The sequence below is a fragment of the Flavobacterium sp. N502536 genome, assembly GCF_025947345.1.
Lineage (GTDB): Bacteria > Bacteroidota > Bacteroidia > Flavobacteriales > Flavobacteriaceae > Flavobacterium.
In genome coordinates this window covers 4,464,437-4,488,674 of record NZ_CP110011.1, presented here as the reverse complement: position 1 = coordinate 4,488,674, position 24,238 = coordinate 4,464,437, and the positions used below count along the sequence as shown (strand labels likewise).

The window sequence follows — 24,238 nt, the reverse complement described above, 5'->3', positions numbered from 1 at the left end:
AATTTATTAACCAAAATCAATGAAGCGATGAGATTAAAATTACTTGCACTATTGGTGTTATTAGTGGCTCTGCCATTATGGTCACAAAAGACGACTGACAATGATTTTACCATTTCTGTAAACGGAAATAAAATCACGACGACCTCTAATTTTAAACAGCAGTTTAAAAGTAAAAAGAGTATTGCCAAACAAAATCCTGAAACAGAGTACAGGTTAGTGCAGTTTACCAAAATTCCTTCTGTAGAAGAGCAGCAAAAGTTAAAATCGAAAGGAATAACCTTATTGAGTTATTTATCCAACAATGCTTATTATGCCGAAATTACTCCCAAGTTTTACAATAAAAGCAGTGTTTCCGACAATATAAGAGCTGTGATTGCCGTAGATCCAAAATACAAACTGGATCCAATGATTGCAAACAATGCGATTCCGGATTATGCTTTAGAAGGGAATAACGGAATTAAAGTGGTCATCAGTTATTTTAAAGGGGTTGATGACAATCGTATCCAACGGGACTTGGCAGGTTTGTTTTTGAAAGACATTAAAAATGATAGCACTTTTAATGAAATCTATGCTCAGGCTTCTAAAGAGAAACTCGAAGAAATAGTAAAATTCAATTGGGTGCAAAATATCGAATTGGCCGCGCCGCCGGTCGAAAGCAACAATAAACCGGGGGTAACTTTGCACAAAGCAAATGTTTTGGGATCGACTATTCCGGCTTTGGGTTACGGACTAACGGGTAAAGGTGTAAAAGTGGGTATTTGGGACGGTAACCTCGAGCCGCATAAAGACCACACCGGAAGAGTGATTAACAGAGAATATGAATATAATTCGTCACACGGAGCTCACGTTTCGGGAACTCTTGGTGGTGCCGGTTTATTAGATCCAAAGGCGAGAGGAATGGCTCCGGAAGTACAAATGTACGGATGGAACTTTAATACGCAGTCTAATGGTTTGACGGTACAGCAGGAAAGAGTAATAGCGATAGAGAAGGATGGTGTTGAGATCACGTCAAACTCTTACGGAGCAAATTTAGCTTCAGGTTATAATACATTCAGATACACTAGTGTAGATCGTGGAGACGATCACATTACAGTAAAATTTCCTTATTTATTAACCATTTTTGCAGCTGGAAATTCACAAACGGCATACCCGGGTGGATTTAATACAACAACCCAATGTGCAAAAAACACATTGAATGTGGCAAATGTTCAGCCGGATGGTTTGATTGAGGGTACGAGTAGTTTCGGACCAACGATTGACGGTCGATTGATACCTCAGATTGCTGCGGTAGGAAGTAAGGTATATTCATTGGACTACAGTAACTCGTACCAGTTTATGAGCGGTACTTCTATGGCTACTCCGGGCGTTACAGGTACAGTAGCTTTGCTTTATGAAAGATACAAGAACATCTACGGTACAAAACCATTGGCTTCTTTCATGAAAGCATTGGTAACCAATACCGCCAATGATGCCGGTAATCCCGGACCGGATTATAAGTATGGTTTTGGACATATAAATAGTCTTAGAGCGGTTAGAGCCTTAGACAATAAAATGTTTTATTCGGAGAGCGTATCCAACGGACAGAGCTATGAGAAAGAAATTGTAATACCGGCAGGCTTAGTGAGCTTAAAAGTGATGCTCGCTTATAGCGATTTAGAAGGAACACCGGGAGCATCTTTGGTTTTAGTAAACGATTTGGATGTTAAAATAGTAAAGGACGGTGTAACGACTTTACCATGGGTATTAAACCCGGCAACACCAAATGTGAATGCTGTTCGTGGAGTTGATACTATGAACAACATCGAACAGATTACTTTAGACCATCCTGCAGCGGGAACGTATAAAATTATCGTTAGCGGTACCAGAGTGCCTATGGGGACACAGGAATTCTCGGTAGTGTACGATTATGTAGCTCCCGAGTTAACGTTGACGTATCCGATAGGAGGGGAAAAAATCAATACCGATACTACGGAGTTCATTCGTTGGGAGTATGAAGGAGAACCCAAAACATTTACGCTTGAATATTCTGTTGATGGAGGAATGAACTATCAGCTCATCGCCAAAGATATTCCGTCAGCTGCCCGAAATTTTGCTTGGAAAGTTCCTGCGGGAATTGTGGCCAATGCAAAAGTAAGAGTGATTGCGGGTAGTAAAGTAGCTACATCAACAGAGGTATTTACGATTATGACTGAGCCTAAAAACCTGGTGATCGCCCCTTCAGCCTGCGGTGTTTCGTCTTATAAAATGGATTGGGACGCGATTGAAGGCGCAAAATACGAAGTTTTAAAAATGAACGGTTATAAGTTCGACCCTGTAACAACCGTAACCGACCCTACTTATACTTTTACACTTGCTGCAGGAGAAGAAAATTGGTTTTCAGTAAGAAGCATCGATATTGCAACAGGACTAGTTTCTGAGCGTGTAAGAGCAGTAAATGTAGAACCTGTTTCCGGAGCTGTTGTTAGCGCGTTAACACTTCCTTTTACTGAAAATTTTAATTCCAGAAAAGCGTCTAACTATGTATTTTCTAAAGGTAAAACGGGTACTGTTAAATACGAATATATTGATGCAAGCTTTCTGGACGGAGCAAAAATGGCCGGATCAGCAGATGCATCTGCTACTAAGTGGGTAGCCAGTACGTCGGCAGATGCTTTTACCAATAATCCGGACTTTACTAAAAAAGTGTCTTTTTGCGATATGGATGCCTCAAGTTTGGCTGGAAAAACGCTTGGTTTGAAATTTAATTTACTTTGGAATAGTGTTGGCACAGAAAACAAAAACTTTTTCAGGCTGGTTGTAAATGGCAAACCCGTTAAGAGTGCTGAAAACATTGAGGTTTACGGGGGGACAGTCTTAAGCGGAGATTCCCAATTGATCTACGATTTATCGGCTTATGCAGGGACTACCTTTAGTATCGCTTTTGAATCGGTTATGGATAACGATAAGAGTGGAAGGGAATACAGTGATGTCTTTATTGATAATGTTTCTATTTTTGAAGCGAAGGCAACCGATTTAGAAGTGACTTCATTGGTTCCGAATACAGGACTTACAACTGCTGAAACGGTAAAAATAAAAGTATTGAACAATTCTGCTGTTGCAGTAAGTAATGTTCCGGTATCGTATCAAATTAACGCAGGAGCAGAAGTAATTGAAACGATCCCAGGACCTATCAGTCCTTTAAGCGAGGTAGCTTATGACTTTGTGCAAAAAGCAGATTTTTCAATCCCTAAATTGCATACCGTGGTTGGAAAAGTAAATTATACAGGTGATGTTGTTGCTGATAACAACACCATTCAAAATAGTGTCGCTAATATCGGTGCTGATGTTTTGATGGGGTCAGGTACACCGGCAGCTACTTGTGCAGCTGTATTTACAGATGACGGTACACGTTATGGGAATTATGAAAATGATCTTTCACAGACGATAACTTTTAAACCTGATGGAGTAGGAAACAGTGTAAAAGTGACTTTTTCTGCTTTTAATGTAGAGCAGGACTATGATTATTTGTATGTTTATAATGGGAAAGATGAATCAGCTCCTTTATTGGGTACCTTTACTGGGAATACGCTGCCGCCATCTTTAACTTCAACAGCTGCCGGAGGAGAATTGACTTTTAAATTCACTTCAGATAAATATAAAAACGAATTGGGATGGATTGCGGATATTAGCTGTGTGGTAAAACCTATTGTAAATGACGTGTCAGTAGCTTCGATTACAACACCTGAAGTTTTAGGAAAAAAGAGCAGTACAAATGATATAACTATCAGAGTGAGTAATTTAGGGGCAACCGCTTTGACGAACTATGCTGTGTTTTATCAGGTTAATGGCGGACCAAAAGTAACGGACGTTGTTCCTACGATAGCTGCCTATGAAACGGCAAGTTTCACTTTTGCCACAAAAGCCGATTTATCTACTGTAGGGGCTACTTACACCATTAAAGCCGGTGTTGATGTACCGGATGATAACCCTGCTAACGATAGCTTTGAAAAAGTGGTATACCATAAAAACGAATTGCCGGTTCACACCAACACCAATGGATATGCAATTTCGGAATTTAAATGGAATAATGTGGTCAATACTTCGGGAACTACAGCCTATTCTGATTTTAAAAATATAAAAATTAGGACTCTTGCGGACGTCCCTAATAAGGTTGAAGTATCCATTGCGAAACCGGAATTAGCTTTTGATAAAGAAAAACCAAAAAGTGGAGGGGTGTTTACCATGATAGTGATCGATTTAAATGGGGATGGAAATTTAACAGATGAATTTTATGCCGGAACTTTTTGGGTAAATACTCCACCAGTTTCAGTATTTGGTACTTCATCCACCCCAACTACTCATTATTTTAGAGACAATGCTACCCGCTCAGATGGTATAAAGATTCCGAAAGGTACAACTCCCGGCGAAAAATTAATGCGTGTGCTGCATATGTTTCATGCCCCATCAGAGTCGTACAATGTTAATTTGGGACCTACTATTGATGGTCTGACAAGCTCAAGAGACGATTTTGAAGTAGAAGAGTATACCCTTATTATTGCGCCACCTACAGATGCTGACGCAGGTGTTGTATCAATTTTGGGACCTGTTAAACCGGGTAATGCACCAGTGGCGGTTTCTGCTAAAATAGGTAGTTTATCGGATATAGCCATTTCGAATTTCCCGGTGGCTTATAAAGTTAATGGGGGTACAGAGATAGTAGAGAATTTTACAAAATCAATTGCAAAAGGGAAATCGACTACATTTACGTTTAAAACAAAGGCTGATTTAGTAGCTCCCGGCGATTATACCATTGAAGTCTACACCAAACTGCCTGGAGATACAAATCCAAGAAATGATGGGAAGTCGGTAACGTTTTCACGTGGGGCAAATTATGCAACTAACGTTACAGGGACTTTTGATGGTGTAGATGATTTTGTTGAAATTGATGATACACCAGCGCTGAATCTTAAGAACAATTACACCTGTGAGCTTTGGGTCAATCAAAAGAAACCTTCTGTTTTAGGCAGACTTTTAGATAAAAGCACAGTAGTGGTATTCATACATAATAACAGTAGTTCGCCACTTTATAAAGAGAATAGTTTGGTTATTTATATTACAACAGCCAAAGGTTCTTATGTAATGAATACAGGATTGAATTCTATCAAACCAAATACCTGGCACCATATTGCGTATTCTGTAAGTGATACTAATGAATACACGGTTTATATTGACGGAGTTTCAGTTCCTTTTACCAGTGAAGGTACTGCAGCAGCGGCAGTAACTTCAAGCTTATTTTTTAGTAGCCCGATTTATATTGGCAATAACGCAGGATTGGCTCGTGGTTTAAACGGTAGTATTGATGAAGTTCGCTTTTGGTCGGGAGTTCGCGATCAGCCTACAATTGCAGCCAATGCAACCACTAAATACATTGGAAACGAGGCTGGATTACTGGCGTACTATAGTTTTTCGGAAAGCGACAAACCGTTTGTATTTGATAGTTCACCAAGTGATAACACGGCTGTTGTAAGCAATGCCGATACCAATGGCATGGGCGAGGGGAAATTCTGGAACGTGCCGGTGCTGTTGCAAAAAGTAGAGTTTGCCAACCAACAAGGATCAAGTTATGATGCGGCAACCAAAACGTTTTCGGTATTTCTAAAAGATGGAGCGGATGTAACAGCTGCTATCGCCAAGTATAGCTTAGGAATGAATAGTATTGCAAAAATAGGTGGTGTTACACAAGTGAATGGAGTAACGCCAAACGATTTTAGTAATCCGGTTACTTTAACAGTTGAAGGTGTTGGTTTTAATACCGGAATTACTCAAACCTATACGGTGAAATTAATTAAAGGTTTAGGTGACGAAAGTAAATTGCTTTCGTATGATTTTAAAACTACTTCAAACCCTGGTTTGACAAAAGAAATTAATACCAATATTGCCGGGAATAATGTGACCAAAACGGTACCGTTTGGTTATAATGTAACCAATTTAGTAGCAGACTTTACGGTTTCTCCGGGAGCGGAGCTTTTCGTAGACGGTGTAAAACAAATGAATTCAAAAGTAACGGCATCAGATTACAGCAATAGCTTCCTGGTAACAGTAGTTGCAGAGAATAAACTTTCTCAAATCAACTATACAGTTGATATTAATGCGAAAAATGCTCAGACCAGTATCATTAGCTATTCCGTAGCCAATCAGATTGGAAAAAGTACGATCGATCCGGTTTTAAAAACCGTTAAGGTTGTAGTGAATAATAATGCCAATTTAAGCGCTCTGGTACCTGTTGTTCAGGTGTCGGATTTCGCCACATTGCGTATCGGAACCTATATTCAGAATAGCGGTGTAACTCCCCTGAATTATACCCAACCGGTTGTGTATAACGTGTTAGCGCAAAACAGAGCTATTGAAAACTGGACTGTCACTATAGAAGCGGCCAAACCAGTAATTACACTTTCAGGTGAGGCCGCGGTATCCATAGACAAAGGATGTGTGTACAAAGATGCCGGTTATGCGGCCAAAGACAACTTAAATACAGATATAACGACATCGGTAGTAGTGTCAGGTACTGTTGATGTAAACAGTCCGGGTCAGTATGTAATCACCTATACGGTTAAAGATGCTGCTCAAAATGAATCCAAAGTAACGCGTACTGTAACGGTATCGTCCACCGCCTGTACGTTAGGAGTACCGGTTAATGTGATAGAAGGTTTTGTAATGTATCCAAATCCGGTTACCGAAGGAAAAGTACATATAGAATCGGCATCCGCTAGTGTTAAAAACATTCTGATCTCTGATATGTCCGGTAAAAAAGTATATTCCGTTAAAACAGAGAAAACAGAAATCAATGTTTCAGGTTTGCCAAGTGGCGTATACATCATTAAAGTAGAACAGGACGGAAACACCACTGTGCAAAAACTGATAATTAAATAAGCATTAATCAATAGATAACGGTTGCAGAGCCGTTTCGACAGGAAGTTATTCTTCCATAATGACAACAACAACCCGACAGGTTTCCAAAACCTGTCGGGTTTGTTTTTGTCTACCTATATATAAGAGTAGTTTTTGCCCGGCTGAGCGAAGTCGAAGCCATCAAGTTTAGAATTTGGAATTTAAAGTTTTTAGAAGCCATCTCCCGCTATCCGCTACAATCTTTTGCTTTTTAAAGGAAAAAGCAAAAGGATTTCCACTTCTATCGGGGCTAGGGGATAGGTTTTCAAAAGAAAACAACCCAAAAAACAAAAACGCAGCGTCCTTTTAAACCCGACAGGTTTTCAAAACCTGTCGGGTTTGTTTTGCGAGACCAGTAAAATCGGGGCGTTTGGAAAGATGGGATTATCCTGAAAGAGATTCACTAAAGAAAAACCTTTCAAAACTAAAAATAGATTAAATTCTAAAAGGGGTGTTATCAGAGTGTTAACAAAAAGTTTTCAAAAACATCAAAAATACTTGTGTAAAAAGCTTGTAAAAGTGAATAAAGTGACTACTTTTGCACCCGCAACAGCGACAGACGTTCACCGAAATACTGGCAAGAAAAGGAATCAAAACGAAAATAAAATTTCAAATAAAAATTCAAAAAAGCTTGCGAGAATGGAAAACGGATATTACATTTGCACCCCGCAAAATATGCGAAGCTCATTGAAAGATTGGAAGGAGAAAGAAGAAAAAAGGAAAGTAAATTTTCTAAAAAAAACTTCAAAAAACTCTTGCCATTTAGAAATAAGTTTTCTACTTTTGCACCCGCTTTGAAACACAAGCCAAACACAAGAAGACACGTTCGTAGACATATTGAATTGACAGCCGTTTTAACAGAGATGTTAAAACAAAAGAATAAGAGTAATGGAATCGAGAGATTCGAAAAGAACCGATAGAGACGACATCGCAATATAATATAAAAATATACGATGAAGAGTTTGATCCTGGCTCAGGATGAACGCTAGCGGCAGGCTTAACACATGCAAGTCGAGGGGTATAGTTCTTCGGAACTAGAGACCGGCGCACGGGTGCGTAACGCGTATGCAATCTACCTTTTACAGAGGGATAGCCCAGAGAAATTTGGATTAATACCTCATAGCATAGCAATCTCGCATGAGATCACTATTAAAGTCACAACGGTAAAAGATGAGCATGCGTCCCATTAGCTAGTTGGTAAGGTAACGGCTTACCAAGGCTACGATGGGTAGGGGTCCTGAGAGGGAGATCCCCCACACTGGTACTGAGACACGGACCAGACTCCTACGGGAGGCAGCAGTGAGGAATATTGGACAATGGGCGCAAGCCTGATCCAGCCATGCCGCGTGCAGGATGACGGTCCTATGGATTGTAAACTGCTTTTATACGAGAAGAAACACTCCGACGTGTCGGAGCTTGACGGTATCGTAAGAATAAGGATCGGCTAACTCCGTGCCAGCAGCCGCGGTAATACGGAGGATCCAAGCGTTATCCGGAATCATTGGGTTTAAAGGGTCCGTAGGCGGTTTAGTAAGTCAGTGGTGAAAGCCCATCGCTCAACGGTGGAACGGCCATTGATACTGCTAAACTTGAATTATTAGGAAGTAACTAGAATATGTAGTGTAGCGGTGAAATGCTTAGAGATTACATGGAATACCAATTGCGAAGGCAGGTTACTACTAATGGATTGACGCTGATGGACGAAAGCGTGGGTAGCGAACAGGATTAGATACCCTGGTAGTCCACGCCGTAAACGATGGATACTAGCTGTTGGAAGCAATTTCAGTGGCTAAGCGAAAGTGATAAGTATCCCACCTGGGGAGTACGTTCGCAAGAATGAAACTCAAAGGAATTGACGGGGGCCCGCACAAGCGGTGGAGCATGTGGTTTAATTCGATGATACGCGAGGAACCTTACCAAGGCTTAAATGTAGATTGACCGGTTTGGAAACAGATCTTTCGCAAGACAATTTACAAGGTGCTGCATGGTTGTCGTCAGCTCGTGCCGTGAGGTGTCAGGTTAAGTCCTATAACGAGCGCAACCCCTGTTGTTAGTTGCCAGCGAGTCATGTCGGGAACTCTAACAAGACTGCCAGTGCAAACTGTGAGGAAGGTGGGGATGACGTCAAATCATCACGGCCCTTACGCCTTGGGCTACACACGTGCTACAATGGCCGGTACAGAGAGCAGCCACTGGGCGACCAGGAGCGAATCTATAAAACCGGTCACAGTTCGGATCGGAGTCTGCAACTCGACTCCGTGAAGCTGGAATCGCTAGTAATCGGATATCAGCCATGATCCGGTGAATACGTTCCCGGGCCTTGTACACACCGCCCGTCAAGCCATGGAAGCTGGGGGTGCCTGAAGTCGGTGACCGCAAGGAGCTGCCTAGGGTAAAACTGGTAACTAGGGCTAAGTCGTAACAAGGTAGCCGTACCGGAAGGTGCGGCTGGAACACCTCCTTTCTAGAGCCTTAAATGTTAGCAGTAATGCACGTTAAGGAAAAAAGATGTTTATTTAAAGGATCTGAATCGCTAAATTCAATTACTCTTGCTGTTAATTTAAAAAAAAATGAAAATTAAGTAAAACAGAGTCTCGTAGCTCAGCTGGTTAGAGTACTACACTGATAATGTAGGGGTCGGCAGTTCGAGTCTGCCCGGGACTACTTTTTTAGAATTGTTGATTGTTAATTATTAATTATTAATAAAAAACAACAACAATAACAACAAACTAAAAAAGACTGAAATACTTAAATAAGGAAATTCTAGAAGTTGGAATTCACCAAAGGAAATTAGAGAAGAATTAGAAATCTAAAATCTGAATTCTACAATCTAAGATTGAAAAATGGGGGATTAGCTCAGCTGGCTAGAGCGCCTGCCTTGCACGCAGGAGGTCAACGGTTCGACTCCGTTATTCTCCACAGATCCGAAAGGATAAAAGTTCATTGACATATTGAGATAAGAAAATAATAAAAAGTAGAAAGCGTTTTTTGTTATTTAATAACAAAAGACAAAAAAAAACGGTCATAATTAAATTTATGATTGGTACAATAAGCAAAATAAGGGCGTATGGGGGATGCCTAGGCTCTCAGAGGCGATGAAAGGCGTGATAAGCTGCGAAAAGCTACGGGGACGGGCACACACCGATTGATCCGTAGATACCTGAATGGGGCAACCCACTATGTTGAAGACATAGTACACCGATAGGTGGGCAAACCCGCTGAACTGAAACATCTAAGTAGGCGGAGGAGAAGAAAACAAAAGTGATTCCGTAAGTAGTGGCGAGCGAACGCGGATTAGCCCAAACCAATGATGTTACGGCATTGTTGGGGTTGTAGGACCACGACATTTTATGTACAAGGAACCGGAAGTTACTGGAAAGTGACGCCATAGAGGGTGATAGCCCCGTATGGGTAACGAGTATAATAGATAGTGGTATCCTGAGTAGGGCGGGGCACGTGAAACCCTGTCTGAATTTGGCGGGACCATCCGCTAAGGCTAAATACTCCTGAGAGACCGATAGTGAACCAGTACCGTGAGGGAAAGGTGAAAAGAACCGTGAATAACGGAGTGAAATAGATCCTGAAACCATACGCTTACAAGCGGTCGGAGCCCTTTCGTGGGGTGACGGCGTGCCTTTTGCATAATGAGCCTACGAGTTAACGTTGCTGGCAAGGTTAAGTGATTAAGTCACGGATCCGTAGCGAAAGCGAGTCTGAATAGGGCGCTTTAGTCAGTAGTGTTAGACGCGAAACCGTGTGATCTACCCATGGGCAGGTTGAAGCTGTGGTAACACACAGTGGAGGACCGAACCGGTTGACGTTGAAAAGTCTTCGGATGACCTGTGGGTAGGGGTGAAAGGCCAATCAAACTCGGAAATAGCTCGTACTCCCCGAAATGCATTTAGGTGCAGCGCTGAGCGTAAAGTTATATAGAGGTAGAGCTACTGATTGGATGCGGGGGCTTCACCGCCTACCAATTCCTGACAAACTCCGAATGCTATATAATGTTTCTCAGCAGTGAGGGCTTGGGTGCTAAGGTCCAAGTCCGAGAGGGAAAGAACCCAGACCATCAGCTAAGGTCCCCAAATATACGCTAAGTTGAAAGAACGAGGTTTGTCTGCCCAGACAGCTAGGATGTTGGCTTGGAAGCAGCCATTCATTTAAAGAGTGCGTAACAGCTCACTAGTCGAGCGGACGAGCATGGATAATAATCGGGCATAAGCGTATTACCGAAGCTATGGATTTACAAGCAATTGTAAGTGGTAGGGGAGCATTCTAACAGGGTTGAAGGTGTATCGTCAGGTATGCTGGACTGGTTAGAAAAGAAAATGTAGGCATAAGTAACGATAATGCGGGCGAGAAACCCGCACACCGAAAAACTAAGGTTTCCACAGCTATGCTAATCAGCTGTGGGTTAGTCTGGTCCTAAGGCGAACCCGAAAGGGACAGTCGATGGCTAACGGGTTAATATTCCCGTACTACTAATTACTGTGATGGGGTGACGGAGTGATGAAAGCGCCGCGAACTGACGGAATAGTTCGTTGAAGTACCTACCTATAAGAGATGCAGGCAAATCCACATCTTTTGGGGAAATACGATAGTACTCGGAGTCTTCGGACAAAGAGATAGTGCGCCTAAGGGCTTCCAAGAAAAACCTCTAAACTTCAGGTAATTAGTACCAGTACCGTAAACCGACACAGGTAGTTGAGGAGAGAATCCTAAGGTGCTCGAGAGATTCATGGCTAAGGAATTAGGCAAAATAGACCTGTAACTTCGGGAGAAAGGTCGCCCCGAGCAATCGGGGCCGCAGTGAAGAGGTCCAGGCGACTGTTTATCAAAAACACAGGGCTCTGCAAAATCGTAAGATGAAGTATAGGGCCTGACACCTGCCCGGTGCTGGAAGGTTAAGAGGAGATGTTATCTTCGGAGAAGCATTGAATTGAAGCCCCAGTAAACGGCGGCCGTAACTATAACGGTCCTAAGGTAGCGAAATTCCTTGTCGGGTAAGTTCCGACCTGCACGAATGGTGTAACGATCTGGACACTGTCTCAGCCATGAGCTCGGTGAAATTGTAGTAACGGTGAAGATGCCGTTTACCCGCAGTGGGACGAAAAGACCCTGTGCACCTTTACTATAGCTTAGTATTGACCTTGGATAAATGATGTGTAGGATAGGTTGGAGACTGTGAAGTGGCGTCGCCAGGCGTTGTGGAGTCATTGTTGAAATACAACCCTTTGTTTATCTGAGGCCTAACCCCGTATTGCGGGGGACATTGCTTGGTGGGTAGTTTGACTGGGGTGGTCGCCTCCAAAAGAGTAACGGAGGCTTCTAAAGGTTCCCTCAGTACGCTTGGTAACCGTGCGTAGAGTGCAATGGCATAAGGGAGCTTGACTGAGAGACATACAGGTCGATCAGGTACGAAAGTAGAGCATAGTGATCCGGTGGTTCCGCATGGAAGGGCCATCGCTCAAAGGATAAAAGGTACGCCGGGGATAACAGGCTGATCTCCCCCAAGAGCTCATATCGACGGGGGGTTTGGCACCTCGATGTCGGCTCGTCACATCCTGGGGCTGGAGAAGGTCCCAAGGGTTGGGCTGTTCGCCCATTAAAGTGGCACGCGAGCTGGGTTCAGAACGTCGTGAGACAGTTCGGTCTCTATCTACTGTGGGCGTTAGAAATTTGAGTGGATCTGATTCTAGTACGAGAGGACCGAATTGGACAAACCTCTAGTGTATCTGTTGTCCCGCCAGGGGCACCGCAGAGTAGCTACGTTTGGAAGGGATAAGCGCTGAAAGCATATAAGCGCGAAACCCACCACAAGATGAGATTTCTTTTAAGGATCGTGGAAGATGACCACGTTGATAGGCTATAGATGTAAAGGCAGTAATGTCATAGTCGAGTAGTACTAATAATCCGTAAGCTTATGTACACCCTTTTCCTCCGGGCAACCCGGAGGAAGAAACTTTCTAAACAATTTATGTTTCTTTATCTCAGTATGTTAAAATATTAGCTCGACGCGAGCAGTTATGAGTTTTGAGTTATAAGTTAGGAGTTGAAAAACGCTAAACTATAAACAACAAACAAAATAACTAACAACCTTAAGGTGGTTATTGCGGCGGGGCTCACCTCTTCCCATCCCGAACAGAGTAGTTAAGCCCGCCTGCGCAGATGGTACTGCAGTTATGTGGGAGAGTATGTCGTCGCCTTTCTTTTTAAAAACCCTGTTTCTAATCGAAACAGGGTTTTTTGTTTTCTTTTGCGATACCTTAATCTTCTAATGATCTCCGAAAACTTTTATCGCAAAAGATTTAGCGGACAGCCCGACCCGGAGGGGAACGCCCGTAATACAATTATATCGTAAAATAATCTGGATGGTGCAGTGCATCCAATAGCTTAAAACCGTTTGAGAATCTTTGTAATATTTCAGATAAAAATCCTATTTTTACTTCAGTGTTTAATTTTTTAGAATCGAGATACCATGAAGAATGTTTTTTTAAAGGAAGATTGTGATGAGTTTGTAAAGCGTATCAATTTGCTTGAACCGGAATCAAAAGGTCTTTGGGGAAAAATGGATGTGGCGCAGATGCTGGCACATTGTAATGTTTCCTATGAGATGGTTTATGACGACATTCATCCTAAACCGGGTTTCTTTTTAAAATTTATTATGAAGACACTTGTTAAGAGTAAGGTGGTAAGCGAGACGCCTTATCTTCACAATAATCAGACTGCACCTCAGTTTATTATTAAAGGCAACAGGGATTTTAATCTTGAAAGAGAGAGATTGATCGGCTATATTAATAAAACGCAGCTGTTGGGTGAAAAAGAGTTTGATGGCAAAGAATCTCATTCTTTTGGCAAATTAAAAGCTGTAGAATGGAATAATATGTTTGCAAAACATTTGGAGCATCATTTGAGTCAGTTTGGTGTTTAATTTTATACTTAGTCTATGAAGCTATTTTGTATCGTGAGTTTGTTGTTTTTGGGATTGTCTGTAAATGCACAGCAACAAGAGGTTCAGAAGAGTATCGAAACCTTTTTTGAAGGATTTCACCAAAGGGATACTCTAAAAATGAAAGCGGTTTGCGCGGATAAGCTAATCCTGCAATCTATTAGTGAGAGTGCGGCTAAAGGAAACAAGCTTACAGATGAAAAAGCCAGCGCATTTTACAAATCAATTGCTACAATTCCTTCTAACATTAAATTTACGGAGAAAATACTGAGCTATACGATTCAGATTGACGGGACAATGGCACATGTATGGGCGCCTTATCAGTTTTATGTGAATGATAAACTGAGTCATTCGGGGGTAAATACTTTTACTTTGTTTAAAGAAAAAGAGGCCTGGAAAATTATTTATCTGATCGATACCCGAAGAAAATAGTAGCTTTTTACGCTATTTCAGTTGCAAAGTAATGACAGTAATCTACAATTAAACATTCTTCGCACTTAGGTTTAGGTCTGCACGTTTCTCTTCCCAGAAAGGAGATGGCCATGCCAATTTCAGACCAGATGGTTTTAGGTAAAACCTGCATCAGGTCTTTTTCTGTTTTATTTCCATCTTTACTTTCTTTGATAATTCCAATTCTTGGAGCAACACGAATGACATGTAAATCGGCAATAATACCTTCTGCCGGCTGATGGGTTTCTCTCAGAATTACATTGGCAGATTTTCTTCCGATTCCTTTTAAAGCAGTTAGCTCTTTCATGTTCAGTGGGATATTATCGTCATCTTGAACCGTTTTTGCAATTTCTAAAAGCCACTGCGCTTTGGTAGGGTAGTTTCGAACCTTGCTGATATAAGGAATGAAAGTTTCTGAATCAGTTTCGGAGAGACTTTTTAAGGTGGGATACTTTTCAAATAGAGCCGGTGCAATTTTATTGATATTAGCGTCAGAATCCTGAGCAGATAAAACCACCATTACCAATAATTGATAGGTATTTTGATATTCTAAAGGATGTCTCTTTCCTTTATATTTACTTAAAATAGGTTCAAGTTTTGTTTCCCAGTCGGTTGTCTCTCCAAATAAGTCCATTTTTGTTTTCTTTAGAATTAAACAATATAAAATGTAACCATCACAAAATTAAGATGTTTTGATGAAATCCAGCGTTTTTTTGATGACATTTTGATTGCCTAGTATTTTTCGGTGTCCTAAACCTTCTGTGAGATACAAAGTACCATTTTCTAACTGTTTGTGAATATGGATTCCGGCTTTTACTGAAACTTCGGGATCATCATGATCGTGAATGACCAGTACAGGTATTTTGACTTTTTGAGCAGCTTTATAAGCAGAGTAATCATCCATTTTTACCTGGTATTTGTCTTCAAAATGGGCACGCATACGCTCACTGATTTCTTGTTTTAATTCGAGTTTTGCCACAAAATCATCCAGTATGTCCTGTACGATATCGCCACTGCCAATTATTACCGCTTTTTTTACCTGTAAGCCGTCTTTTATTGCATTTAGAACCGACATTCCGCCTAAGGAGTGACCTATAGCAAATTCAAAAGGACCAAATTGTTTTTCAATTTCTAAAATAGAAGCAATAAACTCAGACATGATGGTACTTTTTCCTTCGGATTTTCCATGTGCCGGAGCGTCGAAACTTACTGTCGAATAGCCATTTTTTAAAAGTTCATCAGCTATTTTAAACAATTGTGTACCTCTTCCTGACCAGCCGTGTACCAGTAAAATTTTGCGGTCACTTTTTCCATATTCGTAGGTAACAACACTTTTATCAATTGCAGGAATAGGGATGGTTTTTTGAATACTTTTTTGCTCCATCTCCAGTTCACGTTTTGGAACCTTATGTTTTATAGGGGTTGTGAAGAGTTTTGCCGCATATGAGGTAACCAGTTTTGTTGAAAAAAAGGCACAAATTTTAGCGGATACAATAATAAACTGGGGAATTTTTAGAGATTTAGTAGGATTATTTTCCTTTTTTGTCATATCAATAAATTTTTTTGGGGGCTGGACTTTGTTTATTTTTTCCTAAATTTAAAAAACATAAAAGTAGCACATTAATAGATGTTTACCGAAAAAAATAATTCACAAAATAGTATTTAATACGCATATAAATCTTAAGAATGGAAATATTTCACATCAGTGCAGAGTGTTATCCAATGGCAAAGGTTGGAGGGTTGGCGGATGTGGTTGGCGCATTGCCTAAATATCAGACCAATGCAGGTCATGACGTTCGTGTTGTAGTCCCTTGTTATGACACAAAATTTAGGAAAGAAAATGATTTTGAATGTGTTCATTGGGGGAATGTGAAGCTGGGGAATTTCGATTTTCCGTTCAGTGTCCTAAAAGAGACGACGGACAAGTTGGGTTATGAATTGTACCTGATTGAAATTAAGGAGTTGTTCGATCGGCCTAATGTTTACGGGTATGAAGATGATATAGAAAGATTTGTATCGTTTCAGATTGCAACCTTAGATTGGATTGCAGCTAGAAGCAAAGTTCCAGATGTTTTAAATTGTCACGATCACCACACGGGATTGATTCCGTTTTTAATAAAATATGCCTTTAAATATGAAAGTCTGAGTAAGGTACGAACTGTAATTACCATACACAATGGTTTGTATCAGGGCTGGTTTGGTTTTGATAAACTACATTATCTGCCTGAATTTGACTTAAAACATGTTGGTTTCTTAGAATGGGATCATTCGATTAATTCACTGGCGGTGGGCATCAAATGTGCTCATGCCGTAACTACAGTTTCTCCAAGTTATCTGGACGAGATTAATAACGCTGCCAATGGTTTAGAGGCATTGTTTAAATCCGTTCGCTATAAATCAAAAGGAATTTTGAATGGAATTGATTTTGAAGTTTGGGATCCTGCGAAAGATCAAATGATTGAGAGTAATTACTCGATTGAAACTTTTGTGACCGGGAAGCAAAAGAACAAAGAAAAATTGTGTGAGCAGTTTGAACTCGATGCAACAAAACCCTTATTTAGTTTTATTGGCCGTTTGTTTGAGGAAAAAGGGGGAGATCTACTTCCACAGGCCTCTGCACTGGCGTTATCAGAGAATTTTGAAAGCATCAATATACTGATTCTGGGATCTGGAATTTCGGTAATCGAAGAACAGCTGGTTCAATTGCGAAATGATTACACAGGAAATTACAATGTTTTTATTGGTTATAATGAAGAACTGGCACATTTAATTTATGCCGGATCCGATTATATTTTAATGCCTTCGAGAGTAGAACCTTGCGGTTTAAATCAGATGTATGCACTGCGTTACGGGACAGTTCCGATTGTGAGAAGAACGGGTGGACTGAAGGATACTGTTATTGACTTTGGAGACGATGGGAACGGTGTATGCCATGATCAGGCCTCGGTGGGAGATATTTGCTATTCGATAAATCGTGCCGTGAAATTGTACGAAGATCAGACTAATTTTAAGAAGATAAGAGCGAAAGGAATGGCTACAGATCATTCCTGGGAGCGTGTTTGCCAAGAATACATCGAGATATACAACCTAATAATTGAGAAAAATGAAATTTAAGAAGAAAAATGTAGTTGCCATTATTTTAGGAGGAGGACAAGGATCACGTTTGTTCCCGTTAACAGAAACCCGATCAAAACCCGCAGTTCCGATTGGAGGAAAATACCGATTAGTAGATATCCCTATTTCCAATTGTATTAATTCTGATATTTTTAAAATATTTGTTCTGACACAGTTCAACTCGGCATCATTAAACGCCCATATCAAAAACACTTTTAATTTTAGTATTTTCAGCCAGTCCTTTGTAGATATACTAGCGGCAGAGCAAACGCCTGATAATCCAACCTGGTTTCAGGGAACAGCTGATGCCGTTAGACAATGTATGTCTCACTTTTTGAAGCACGAATTTGATCATGCTTTGATTTTGTCGGGAGATCAATTGTACCAAATGGATTTTAACGAAATGCTCGAAGCTCATATTGCGGCAGATGCTGCCATTTCGATCGCGACATTGCCTGTAAATGCTAAAGATGCACCTGAATTTGGAATTCTTAAAACGAATCATGAGAGTTGTATAGAGGCTTTTATAGAGAAACCCGATGCTTCGCTATTACCGGAATGGGAATCGGATGTGAGTGAGCATATGAAGGAAAAAGGTAAAAAATACCTGGCTTCGATGGGAATCTATATTTTTAACCGTCAATTACTCGAAGAGCTGATGGCAGATCCGGAAACAAAGGATTTTGGAAAAGAAATCATTCCGCAGGCTGTTGGAAAACATAAAATATTGAGTTATCAATACGAAGGATATTGGACGGATATCGGAAATATTGAATCCTTTTTTGAAGCAAATATTGGCTTAACAACCGATATTCCGGAATTTAATTTGTTTGATAACGACAATAAGATTTTTACAAGACCCCGATTATTACCACCGTCTAAATTTAGAAATTCAACCATCAATCAATCTTTGATTTCTGAGGGATGTATTATAAACGCTAAAGAAATTAAAAGTTCGGTCATTGGAATCCGTTCCAGAATAGGAGCAGGAACCATACTGGAGAACTGTTATGTGATGGGTAACGATTTCTATCAGGATTTAGACGAGCTCAATCATGAAGCAACCATTAATAAAATACATGTGGGTATTGGCGAAAATTGTTTTATACAAAATGCGCTGATCGATAAGAATGTTAGAATTGGAAATAACGTTCATATCAGCGGCGGTAAACATTTAGATAATTTTACGAATGAGCTGTACAGTATCAAAGACGGTATTGTTGTGATTAAAAAAGGAGCGGTTCTCTCTGATAATTTTAGAATTGAATAAAAGACTTAAAATTAATTATTGCCTTAAAAACCAAATATGTCTAAAGTAATCACGCATTCTCTCTTTACGGATTTTGATATTGATTTATTCAAAGCGGGAAAACACTTCCAATTGTACGAAAAATTAGGAGCACATTTAATTGAAGTTGATGGCGTAAAAGGAGTGTACTTTGCCGTTTGGGCTCCTACAGCTCAATCGGTTTCTGTTGTGGGGGATTTTAATTACTGGACACAAGGTGAGCATCTTTTGCAGGTGCGCTGGGATTCTTCGGGCATTTGGGAAGGATTTATTCCCGAAGTTTCAAAAGGAGCTTTGTACAAATATAAAATACAATCGAATATTGACGGAATTGTAACCGAAAAGGCAGATCCCTTTGCCTTATATTGTGAAAAACCGCCTCATACTGCTTCGGTGGTCTGGGATTTGGATTACAACTGGAAGGATGAAACATGGATGCAATCGCGCCGGAGAATAATGCATTAGAAAAACCTCATTCGGTGTACGAAGTGCATCTGGGTTCCTGGAAACGTGGCGAGAACAACCGTTTTTTAACCTATTTGGAACTGGCCGATGATCTGGTAGCCTATGTAAAAGAAACCGGTTTTACGCATGTCGAATTTATGCCGGTGATGGAGTATCCTTATGATCCTTCATGGGGTTATCAGCTTACAGGATATTTTGCACCGACTTCGCGTTTCGGAAAACCACAGGATTTTATGGTGTTGGTAGACAAGCTGCATCAGGCCGGAATTGGGGTTATTTTAGACTGGGTACCCTCACATTTTCCTGACGATGCACACGGTTTAGGTTTCTTTGACGGATCGCATTTGTACGAACATCCGGATCGTCGAAAAGGCTATCATCCCGACTGGAAAAGCCTGGTGTTTAATTACGGACGCAATGAGGTTCGTGCTTTTTTAATCAGTAATGCGGTTTTCTGGCTACAACACTACCACGCCGATGGTTTGCGGGTAGATGCCGTTGCTTCGATGTTGTACCTTGATTATTCCAGAAACGAAGGCGAGTGGGAACCGAATATTTATGGAGGAAGAGAAAATCTGGATACAATCAGTTTTCTTAAAGAATTTAATGAGGTTATCTATGCTAATTTTGATGGAGTTCAAACCATTGCAGAAGAAAGTACATCATTTCCAATGGTGTCCAGGCCAACGTTTACAGGAGGTTTAGGCTTTGGAATGAAATGGATGATGGGCTGGATGCATGATACTTTAAAATATTTTCAGAAAGAAACCGTCTATCGAAAATACCATCAGAACGATTTGACTTTTTCGATGACCTACGCTTTTACCGAGAATTTTATGCTGCCTTTTTCGCATGACGAAGTGGTGTATGGAAAAAAATCAATTGCCAATAAAATGCCGGGCGACGAATGGCAGAAATTTGCCAATTTAAGATTGCTGTACGGTTATATGTTCACACATCCCGGAACCAAGTTATTGTTTATGGGATCGGAGTTTGGGCAAAGCGATGAATGGAATTTTGAGAAAAGTCTCGATTGGCATTTGCTGCAATACGATTATCATTCCGGAGTAAAAAAAGTAATTACAGCATTAAATCAATTGTATAAAACCCATCCGGCACTGTATGAAAAGCAATTTACAGGAGAAGGTTTTGAATGGATTAACTATTCAGACCATCAAAATGCTATTTTGTCTTACATCCGAAAAGGGAATAACCCCAAAGAAAATCTGGTTGTCGTTTGCAATTTTACGCAGGTCGTACGCGAAAATTACAGAATAGGTATTTCACAAAAAGGTCAACTACAGGAGATTTTTAATAGTGATGCCATTGTGTATGGAGGAAGCGGTGTTGGAAATTCGGAAGCCCTAAAAATAGAAGCATCGCCTTATGACGGCAGGGATTTTTCGATAGCATTAAATTTGCCGCCTTTAAGCGTAACGGTTTATTCATTTGTATAAACAATTGGTTATTTCCGGAATACCGTTTTATCAGTTTCACGTTCTTAAATTATCGATTTGTTTATTTTTTAAGAGGATATTTAACAGCCATTCAGAAAAAACGTTTTCGTGAATAATCCTTTTATTCATAGAGGGTTATCGAGTTTTTTTGTATGTTTGAAAGAGAGATTAGCGTTATATAATTAATACAAAATTGATATGATTACAAATACAGCATTAGAATATAAAGGCGATTTATACCCATCAAAAATTATTTCGCATCAACATGAAGGGGACTCTATTTTTTTTCATACCAATAACAAAGTAATCTTAAAAGTCACTATTCTTAGAGACAGTTTAATCCGGTTCCGTTTTACAACAAAAGGATATTTCAGCAACGATTTTTCGTATGCTATTGACAGAACACAGCTTCACGGTTACAATTTTCTGGAACTTACCGAAGAAGAAACGTATTTTCAGATCAGGACCAGTAAAGTAAAATGCAAAATCCAGAAGGCAGATTTACGTCTGGCGATTTATGATTTGAATGATTTCCTGATTCTGGAAGACGAACTTGGTTTTCATTGGGAAGAAAGTTACGAATACGGAGGCAATATTGTAAAAATGAGCAAATCTTCTAAAGATGGAGAGTGTTTTTACGGTTTAGGAGATAAAGCAACACAAATGAATCTAAAAGGCAAGCGACTTGAGAACTTTGCCACAGATCAATATGCGTATCAAAAAGAACAGGATCCATTATATAAAGTAGTGCCATTTTATATCGGTTTACACAACAAACAGTCTTACGGAATCTTTTTTGACAATACTTTCAGGACCTTTTTTGATTTTTGTCAGGAAAGAAGAAACGTTACCAGCTTTTGGGCAGAAGGCGGAGAAATGAATTATTATTTTATCTACGGTCCGCAAATGCAGGACGTAGTGACCAATTATACAGATTTAACCGGGAAACCGGAACTACCACCGCTTTGGGTATTGGGTTACCACCAATGCAAATGGAGTTATTATCCCGAAAGCAAAGTAAAAGAAATCACCTCAAAATTCAGAGAACTAAAAATCCCCTGTGACGCCATCTATCTTGACATTGATTATATGGAAGGATTTCGATGTTTTACCTGGAACAAAGACTATTTTCCCGATCCCAAAAGAATGGTTGCCGAATTGGCCGAGGATGGCTTTAAAACAGTCGTCATCATTGATCCGGGAATCAAAATAGACAAGGATTATTGGGTGTATCAGGAAGCTTTAGAGAAAGATTATTTCTGTAAAAGAGCCGATGGCCCGTATATGAAAGGTAAAGTATGGCCGGGTGAATGTAATTTTCCTGATTATACAAATCCTGCAGTAAGAGAATGGTGGGCAGGTTTATTTAAAGAACTAGTTTCAGAGATTGGAGTTAAAGGGGTCTGGAACGATATGAACGAGCCGGCTGTTATGGAAGTCCCAAATAAAACATTCCCTATGGATGTACGTCACGTTTACGACGGAAATCCGTGTAGTCATAGAAAAGCACACAATATTTACGGTACACAAATGGCCAGAGCCACCTATCATGGTGTCAAACGTTTTGCCTACCCGAAACGTCCGTTTGTCATTACAAGATCGGCCTATTCGGGAGCACAGCGTTATACCTCTTCGTGGACAGGCGACAATGTAGCGACCTGGGAGCATTTATGGATTGCCAACATTCAGGTGCAACGAATGAGTATTTCGGGGATGGGTTTTACCGGTTCTGATATTGGTGGTTTTGCCGAACAGCCTACGGGTGAATTGTACGGGCGCTGGATACAGTTAGGCGTATTTCATCCGTTTTGCCGAACGCATTCTTCCGGAGATCATGGCAATCAGGAGCCCTGGGCTTTTGATGAAGAAGTCATTAACATTACCCGTAAGTTTGTGAGCCTGCGTTATCAGTTGCTTCCGTATTTGTACACCATGTTCTGGCAGTACATTGAAGAAGGCGTTCCGATGTTAAAACCATTGGTGTATTACGATCAGGAAGACACACAAACACATTACCGCAATGATGAATTTATCTTTGGAAATCAGATCTTAGTATGTCCGATCCTTGAACCGAATGCGGTGGGCAGACGTATGTATATTCCAAGAGGCGAATGGTACAACTATTGGACCAACGAATTTAGTGTAGGAGGAAGAGAAGTGTGGATTGATACCAAATTTGATGAAATTCCGGTTTTTGTAAAGGCGGGAGCTATTATTCCGAAATATCCGGTACAGCAATATGTTGGCGAACTTGAATTTGATGATTTAACATTGGATTTGTATTTCAAACTGGGGAAAGAAAAATCAGTAGTGTACGAAGATGCACAAGACGGATACGATTACAAAAAAGGGCGTTACAGCTTCTTGTCTTTCAGGACTATCGGAAAAGAAAAGGAACTGATTGTTCAATTGCACAAAGAAGGTAAATACGATACACCGTACAGCAAGTATAAAATCAATTTAATCGGATTGCCTTTTACGGTGAAGGAGATTGAAATAGACAATGAAAAAGTAACTTTTGATAAAATTGGTTTTGAACAAAATCATTTTCTAATCGTCGACAAAGAGTTCAATGAACTTCATATTATTGGCGAATAAAGAAATCCTGATACTTTTTTTGATAATTATATAAATCCTGAAAAAAATAATAATTGTATTTTTGTATGTTGTTATAATACCACCATCATGAAAAAACATTTAGTATTAGGCCTTTTTGTCGTAATTCTGGCAGGCAGTTGTGCGACAAATCCAATTACAGGAAAACAAAACTTGAATTTTGTTTCCAATAGCGAATTGTTTCCTTCCTCGTTTCAGCAATACAATACTTTTATAGCCGAAAACAAAGTGATTACAGGAACAGCAGATGCCAAAAAAGTAGAAGCTGTAGGAACAAGAATTAAAGCGGCAGCCGAAAAATACCTGATTTATCTGGGGCAATCACAATATTTGAAAGATTACCGCTGGGAATATAAACTGGTAGACAATAAAGAGGTTAATGCCTGGTGTATGCCGGGAGGGAAAATTGTAGTGTATTCGGGAATTTTACCCGTAACACAAAACGATTCCGGTTTAGCCACTGTTATGGGACATGAGGTTTCACATGCCTTAGCCAATCATGGTGCACAAAGAATGAGCGCTGCACAATTACAGCAAATCGGAAGTGTTGCTTTGGGAGCTGCTACAAGCGGTAAAACGCAACAAACGAAGGAGATATTTGCACAGGCCTACGGACTTGGTACTCAGGTTGGTGTAATGCTGCCTTTCAGTCGAGGCAATGAAACCGAAGCAGATAAAATTGGACTTACTCTGATGGCAATTGCAGGTTACAACCCGGATGATGCCATTTCGTTCTGGAGCAGAATGTCAGCCAAATCAGGAGGAGGAAGCACGCCGGAATTTATGAGTACGCACCCGTCTGATGCTACAAGGATTGCCAATATTAGAGCTTTAATTCCCGAAGCAAGAGCGACAGCACTTAAAGTTGGAATAATTAAATAAATTTTTTACCGTAAATATTATAAAGCTATTCTTTTTAGAGTAGCTTTTTTTTTGGTGATAATTTATTAATACACGAATTAGTGAAAATTG

At 40.3% G+C, this 24,238-nt stretch carries 9 protein-coding genes, 2 tRNA genes, 3 rRNA genes and 1 pseudogene; 13 read left to right on the top strand and 2 right to left on the bottom strand.

Annotated elements, in window-relative coordinates; all coding sequences use genetic code 11:
• Window positions 1-27 precede the first annotated feature (27 nt).
• The 8 genes from OLM61_RS18875 to OLM61_RS18840 all read left to right on the top strand — a co-directional run bounded on the left by OLM61_RS18875 (window position 28) and on the right by OLM61_RS18840 (window position 14,308).
• Complete coding sequence (locus OLM61_RS18875) at window positions 28-6,909, top strand: S8 family serine peptidase (RefSeq protein WP_264524140.1); 6,882 nt, start codon at window positions 28-30, stop codon at window positions 6,907-6,909.
• A gap of 968 nt (window positions 6,910-7,877) precedes the next feature.
• A 16S ribosomal RNA gene (locus OLM61_RS18870) occupies window positions 7,878-9,391 on the top strand.
• Between the two features lie 126 nt (window positions 9,392-9,517).
• Window positions 9,518-9,591: transfer RNA gene (locus OLM61_RS18865), tRNA-Ile, on the top strand.
• Window positions 9,592-9,772: 181 nt separating this feature from the next.
• A tRNA-Ala gene (locus OLM61_RS18860) sits at window positions 9,773-9,846 on the top strand.
• Window positions 9,847-9,973: 127 nt separating this feature from the next.
• Window positions 9,974-12,856, top strand: a 23S ribosomal RNA gene (locus OLM61_RS18855).
• Window positions 12,857-13,026: 170 nt separating this feature from the next.
• A 5S ribosomal RNA gene (rrf, locus tag OLM61_RS18850) occupies window positions 13,027-13,136 on the top strand.
• Together the 16S, 23S and 5S rRNA genes with 2 tRNA genes alongside form the textbook arrangement of a ribosomal RNA operon.
• 269 nt (window positions 13,137-13,405) lie before the next feature.
• Entirely contained in the window at window positions 13,406-13,858 is a 453-nt protein-coding gene (locus OLM61_RS18845) for a DUF1569 domain-containing protein (RefSeq protein ID WP_264524139.1), read from the top strand.
• A gap of 15 nt (window positions 13,859-13,873) precedes the next feature.
• A complete protein-coding gene (locus tag OLM61_RS18840; protein WP_264524138.1) occupies window positions 13,874-14,308 on the top strand; it encodes a nuclear transport factor 2 family protein in 435 nt (144 codons plus the stop codon).
• Window positions 14,309-14,315: 7 nt separating this feature from the next.
• Here the strand turns inward: OLM61_RS18840 and OLM61_RS18835 are convergent, their stop codons facing one another.
• Window positions 14,316-14,960 carry an endonuclease III domain-containing protein gene (locus OLM61_RS18835; protein WP_264524137.1) on the bottom strand — a complete coding sequence of 215 codons (645 nt, stop codon included), beginning with the start codon at window positions 14,958-14,960 and terminating at the stop codon, window positions 14,316-14,318.
• Window positions 14,961-15,008: 48 nt separating this feature from the next.
• A complete protein-coding gene (locus OLM61_RS18830) occupies window positions 15,009-15,875 on the bottom strand; it encodes an alpha/beta hydrolase (protein ID WP_264524136.1) in 867 nt (288 codons plus the stop codon).
• Window positions 15,876-16,012: 137 nt separating this feature from the next.
• Between OLM61_RS18830 and OLM61_RS18825 the strand changes: the two genes are divergently transcribed.
• The 5 genes and pseudogenes from OLM61_RS18825 to OLM61_RS18805 all read left to right on the top strand — a co-directional run bounded on the left by OLM61_RS18825 (window position 16,013) and on the right by OLM61_RS18805 (window position 24,148).
• The gene (locus OLM61_RS18825; RefSeq protein ID WP_264524135.1) at window positions 16,013-17,440 is read left to right on the top strand and encodes a glycogen synthase; all 1,428 of its coding nucleotides are present in this window, start codon (window positions 16,013-16,015) and stop codon (window positions 17,438-17,440) included.
• On the top strand, window positions 17,430-18,710 hold the full coding sequence (locus OLM61_RS18820; RefSeq protein WP_264524134.1) for a glucose-1-phosphate adenylyltransferase: 1,281 nt from the start codon (window positions 17,430-17,432) through the stop codon (window positions 18,708-18,710). Before OLM61_RS18825 ends, OLM61_RS18820 begins: the two co-directional genes overlap by 11 nt.
• Before the next feature lie 36 nt (window positions 18,711-18,746).
• Window positions 18,747-20,650, top strand: a pseudogene (gene glgB, locus OLM61_RS18815) (1,4-alpha-glucan branching protein GlgB).
• A gap of 198 nt (window positions 20,651-20,848) precedes the next feature.
• Window positions 20,849-23,248 carry a glycoside hydrolase family 31 protein gene (locus tag OLM61_RS18810; RefSeq protein WP_264524133.1) on the top strand — a complete coding sequence of 800 codons (2,400 nt, stop codon included), beginning with the start codon at window positions 20,849-20,851 and terminating at the stop codon, window positions 23,246-23,248.
• Between the two features lie 87 nt (window positions 23,249-23,335).
• A complete protein-coding gene (locus OLM61_RS18805; RefSeq protein WP_264524132.1) occupies window positions 23,336-24,148 on the top strand; it encodes a M48 family metallopeptidase in 813 nt (270 codons plus the stop codon).
• Window positions 24,149-24,238: the final 90 nt, after the last annotated feature.

Excerpts from the sequence above, each read along its gene's own strand:
- OLM61_RS18875 (WP_264524140.1), top strand. The coding sequence starts at position 28 with ATGAGATTAAAATTACTTGCACTATTGGTGTTATTAGTGGCTCTGCCA.
- OLM61_RS18845 (WP_264524139.1), top strand. The coding sequence starts at position 13,406 with ATGAAGAATGTTTTTTTAAAGGAAGATTGTGATGAGTTTGTAAAGCGT.
- OLM61_RS18840 (WP_264524138.1), top strand. The coding sequence starts at position 13,874 with ATGAAGCTATTTTGTATCGTGAGTTTGTTGTTTTTGGGATTGTCTGTA.
- OLM61_RS18835 (WP_264524137.1), bottom strand. The coding sequence starts at position 14,960 with ATGGACTTATTTGGAGAGACAACCGACTGGGAAACAAAACTTGAACCT.
- OLM61_RS18830 (WP_264524136.1), bottom strand. The coding sequence starts at position 15,875 with ATGACAAAAAAGGAAAATAATCCTACTAAATCTCTAAAAATTCCCCAG.
- OLM61_RS18825 (WP_264524135.1), top strand. The coding sequence starts at position 16,013 with ATGGAAATATTTCACATCAGTGCAGAGTGTTATCCAATGGCAAAGGTT.
- OLM61_RS18820 (WP_264524134.1), top strand. The coding sequence starts at position 17,430 with ATGAAATTTAAGAAGAAAAATGTAGTTGCCATTATTTTAGGAGGAGGA.
- OLM61_RS18810 (WP_264524133.1), top strand. The coding sequence starts at position 20,849 with ATGATTACAAATACAGCATTAGAATATAAAGGCGATTTATACCCATCA.
- OLM61_RS18805 (WP_264524132.1), top strand. The coding sequence starts at position 23,336 with ATGAAAAAACATTTAGTATTAGGCCTTTTTGTCGTAATTCTGGCAGGC.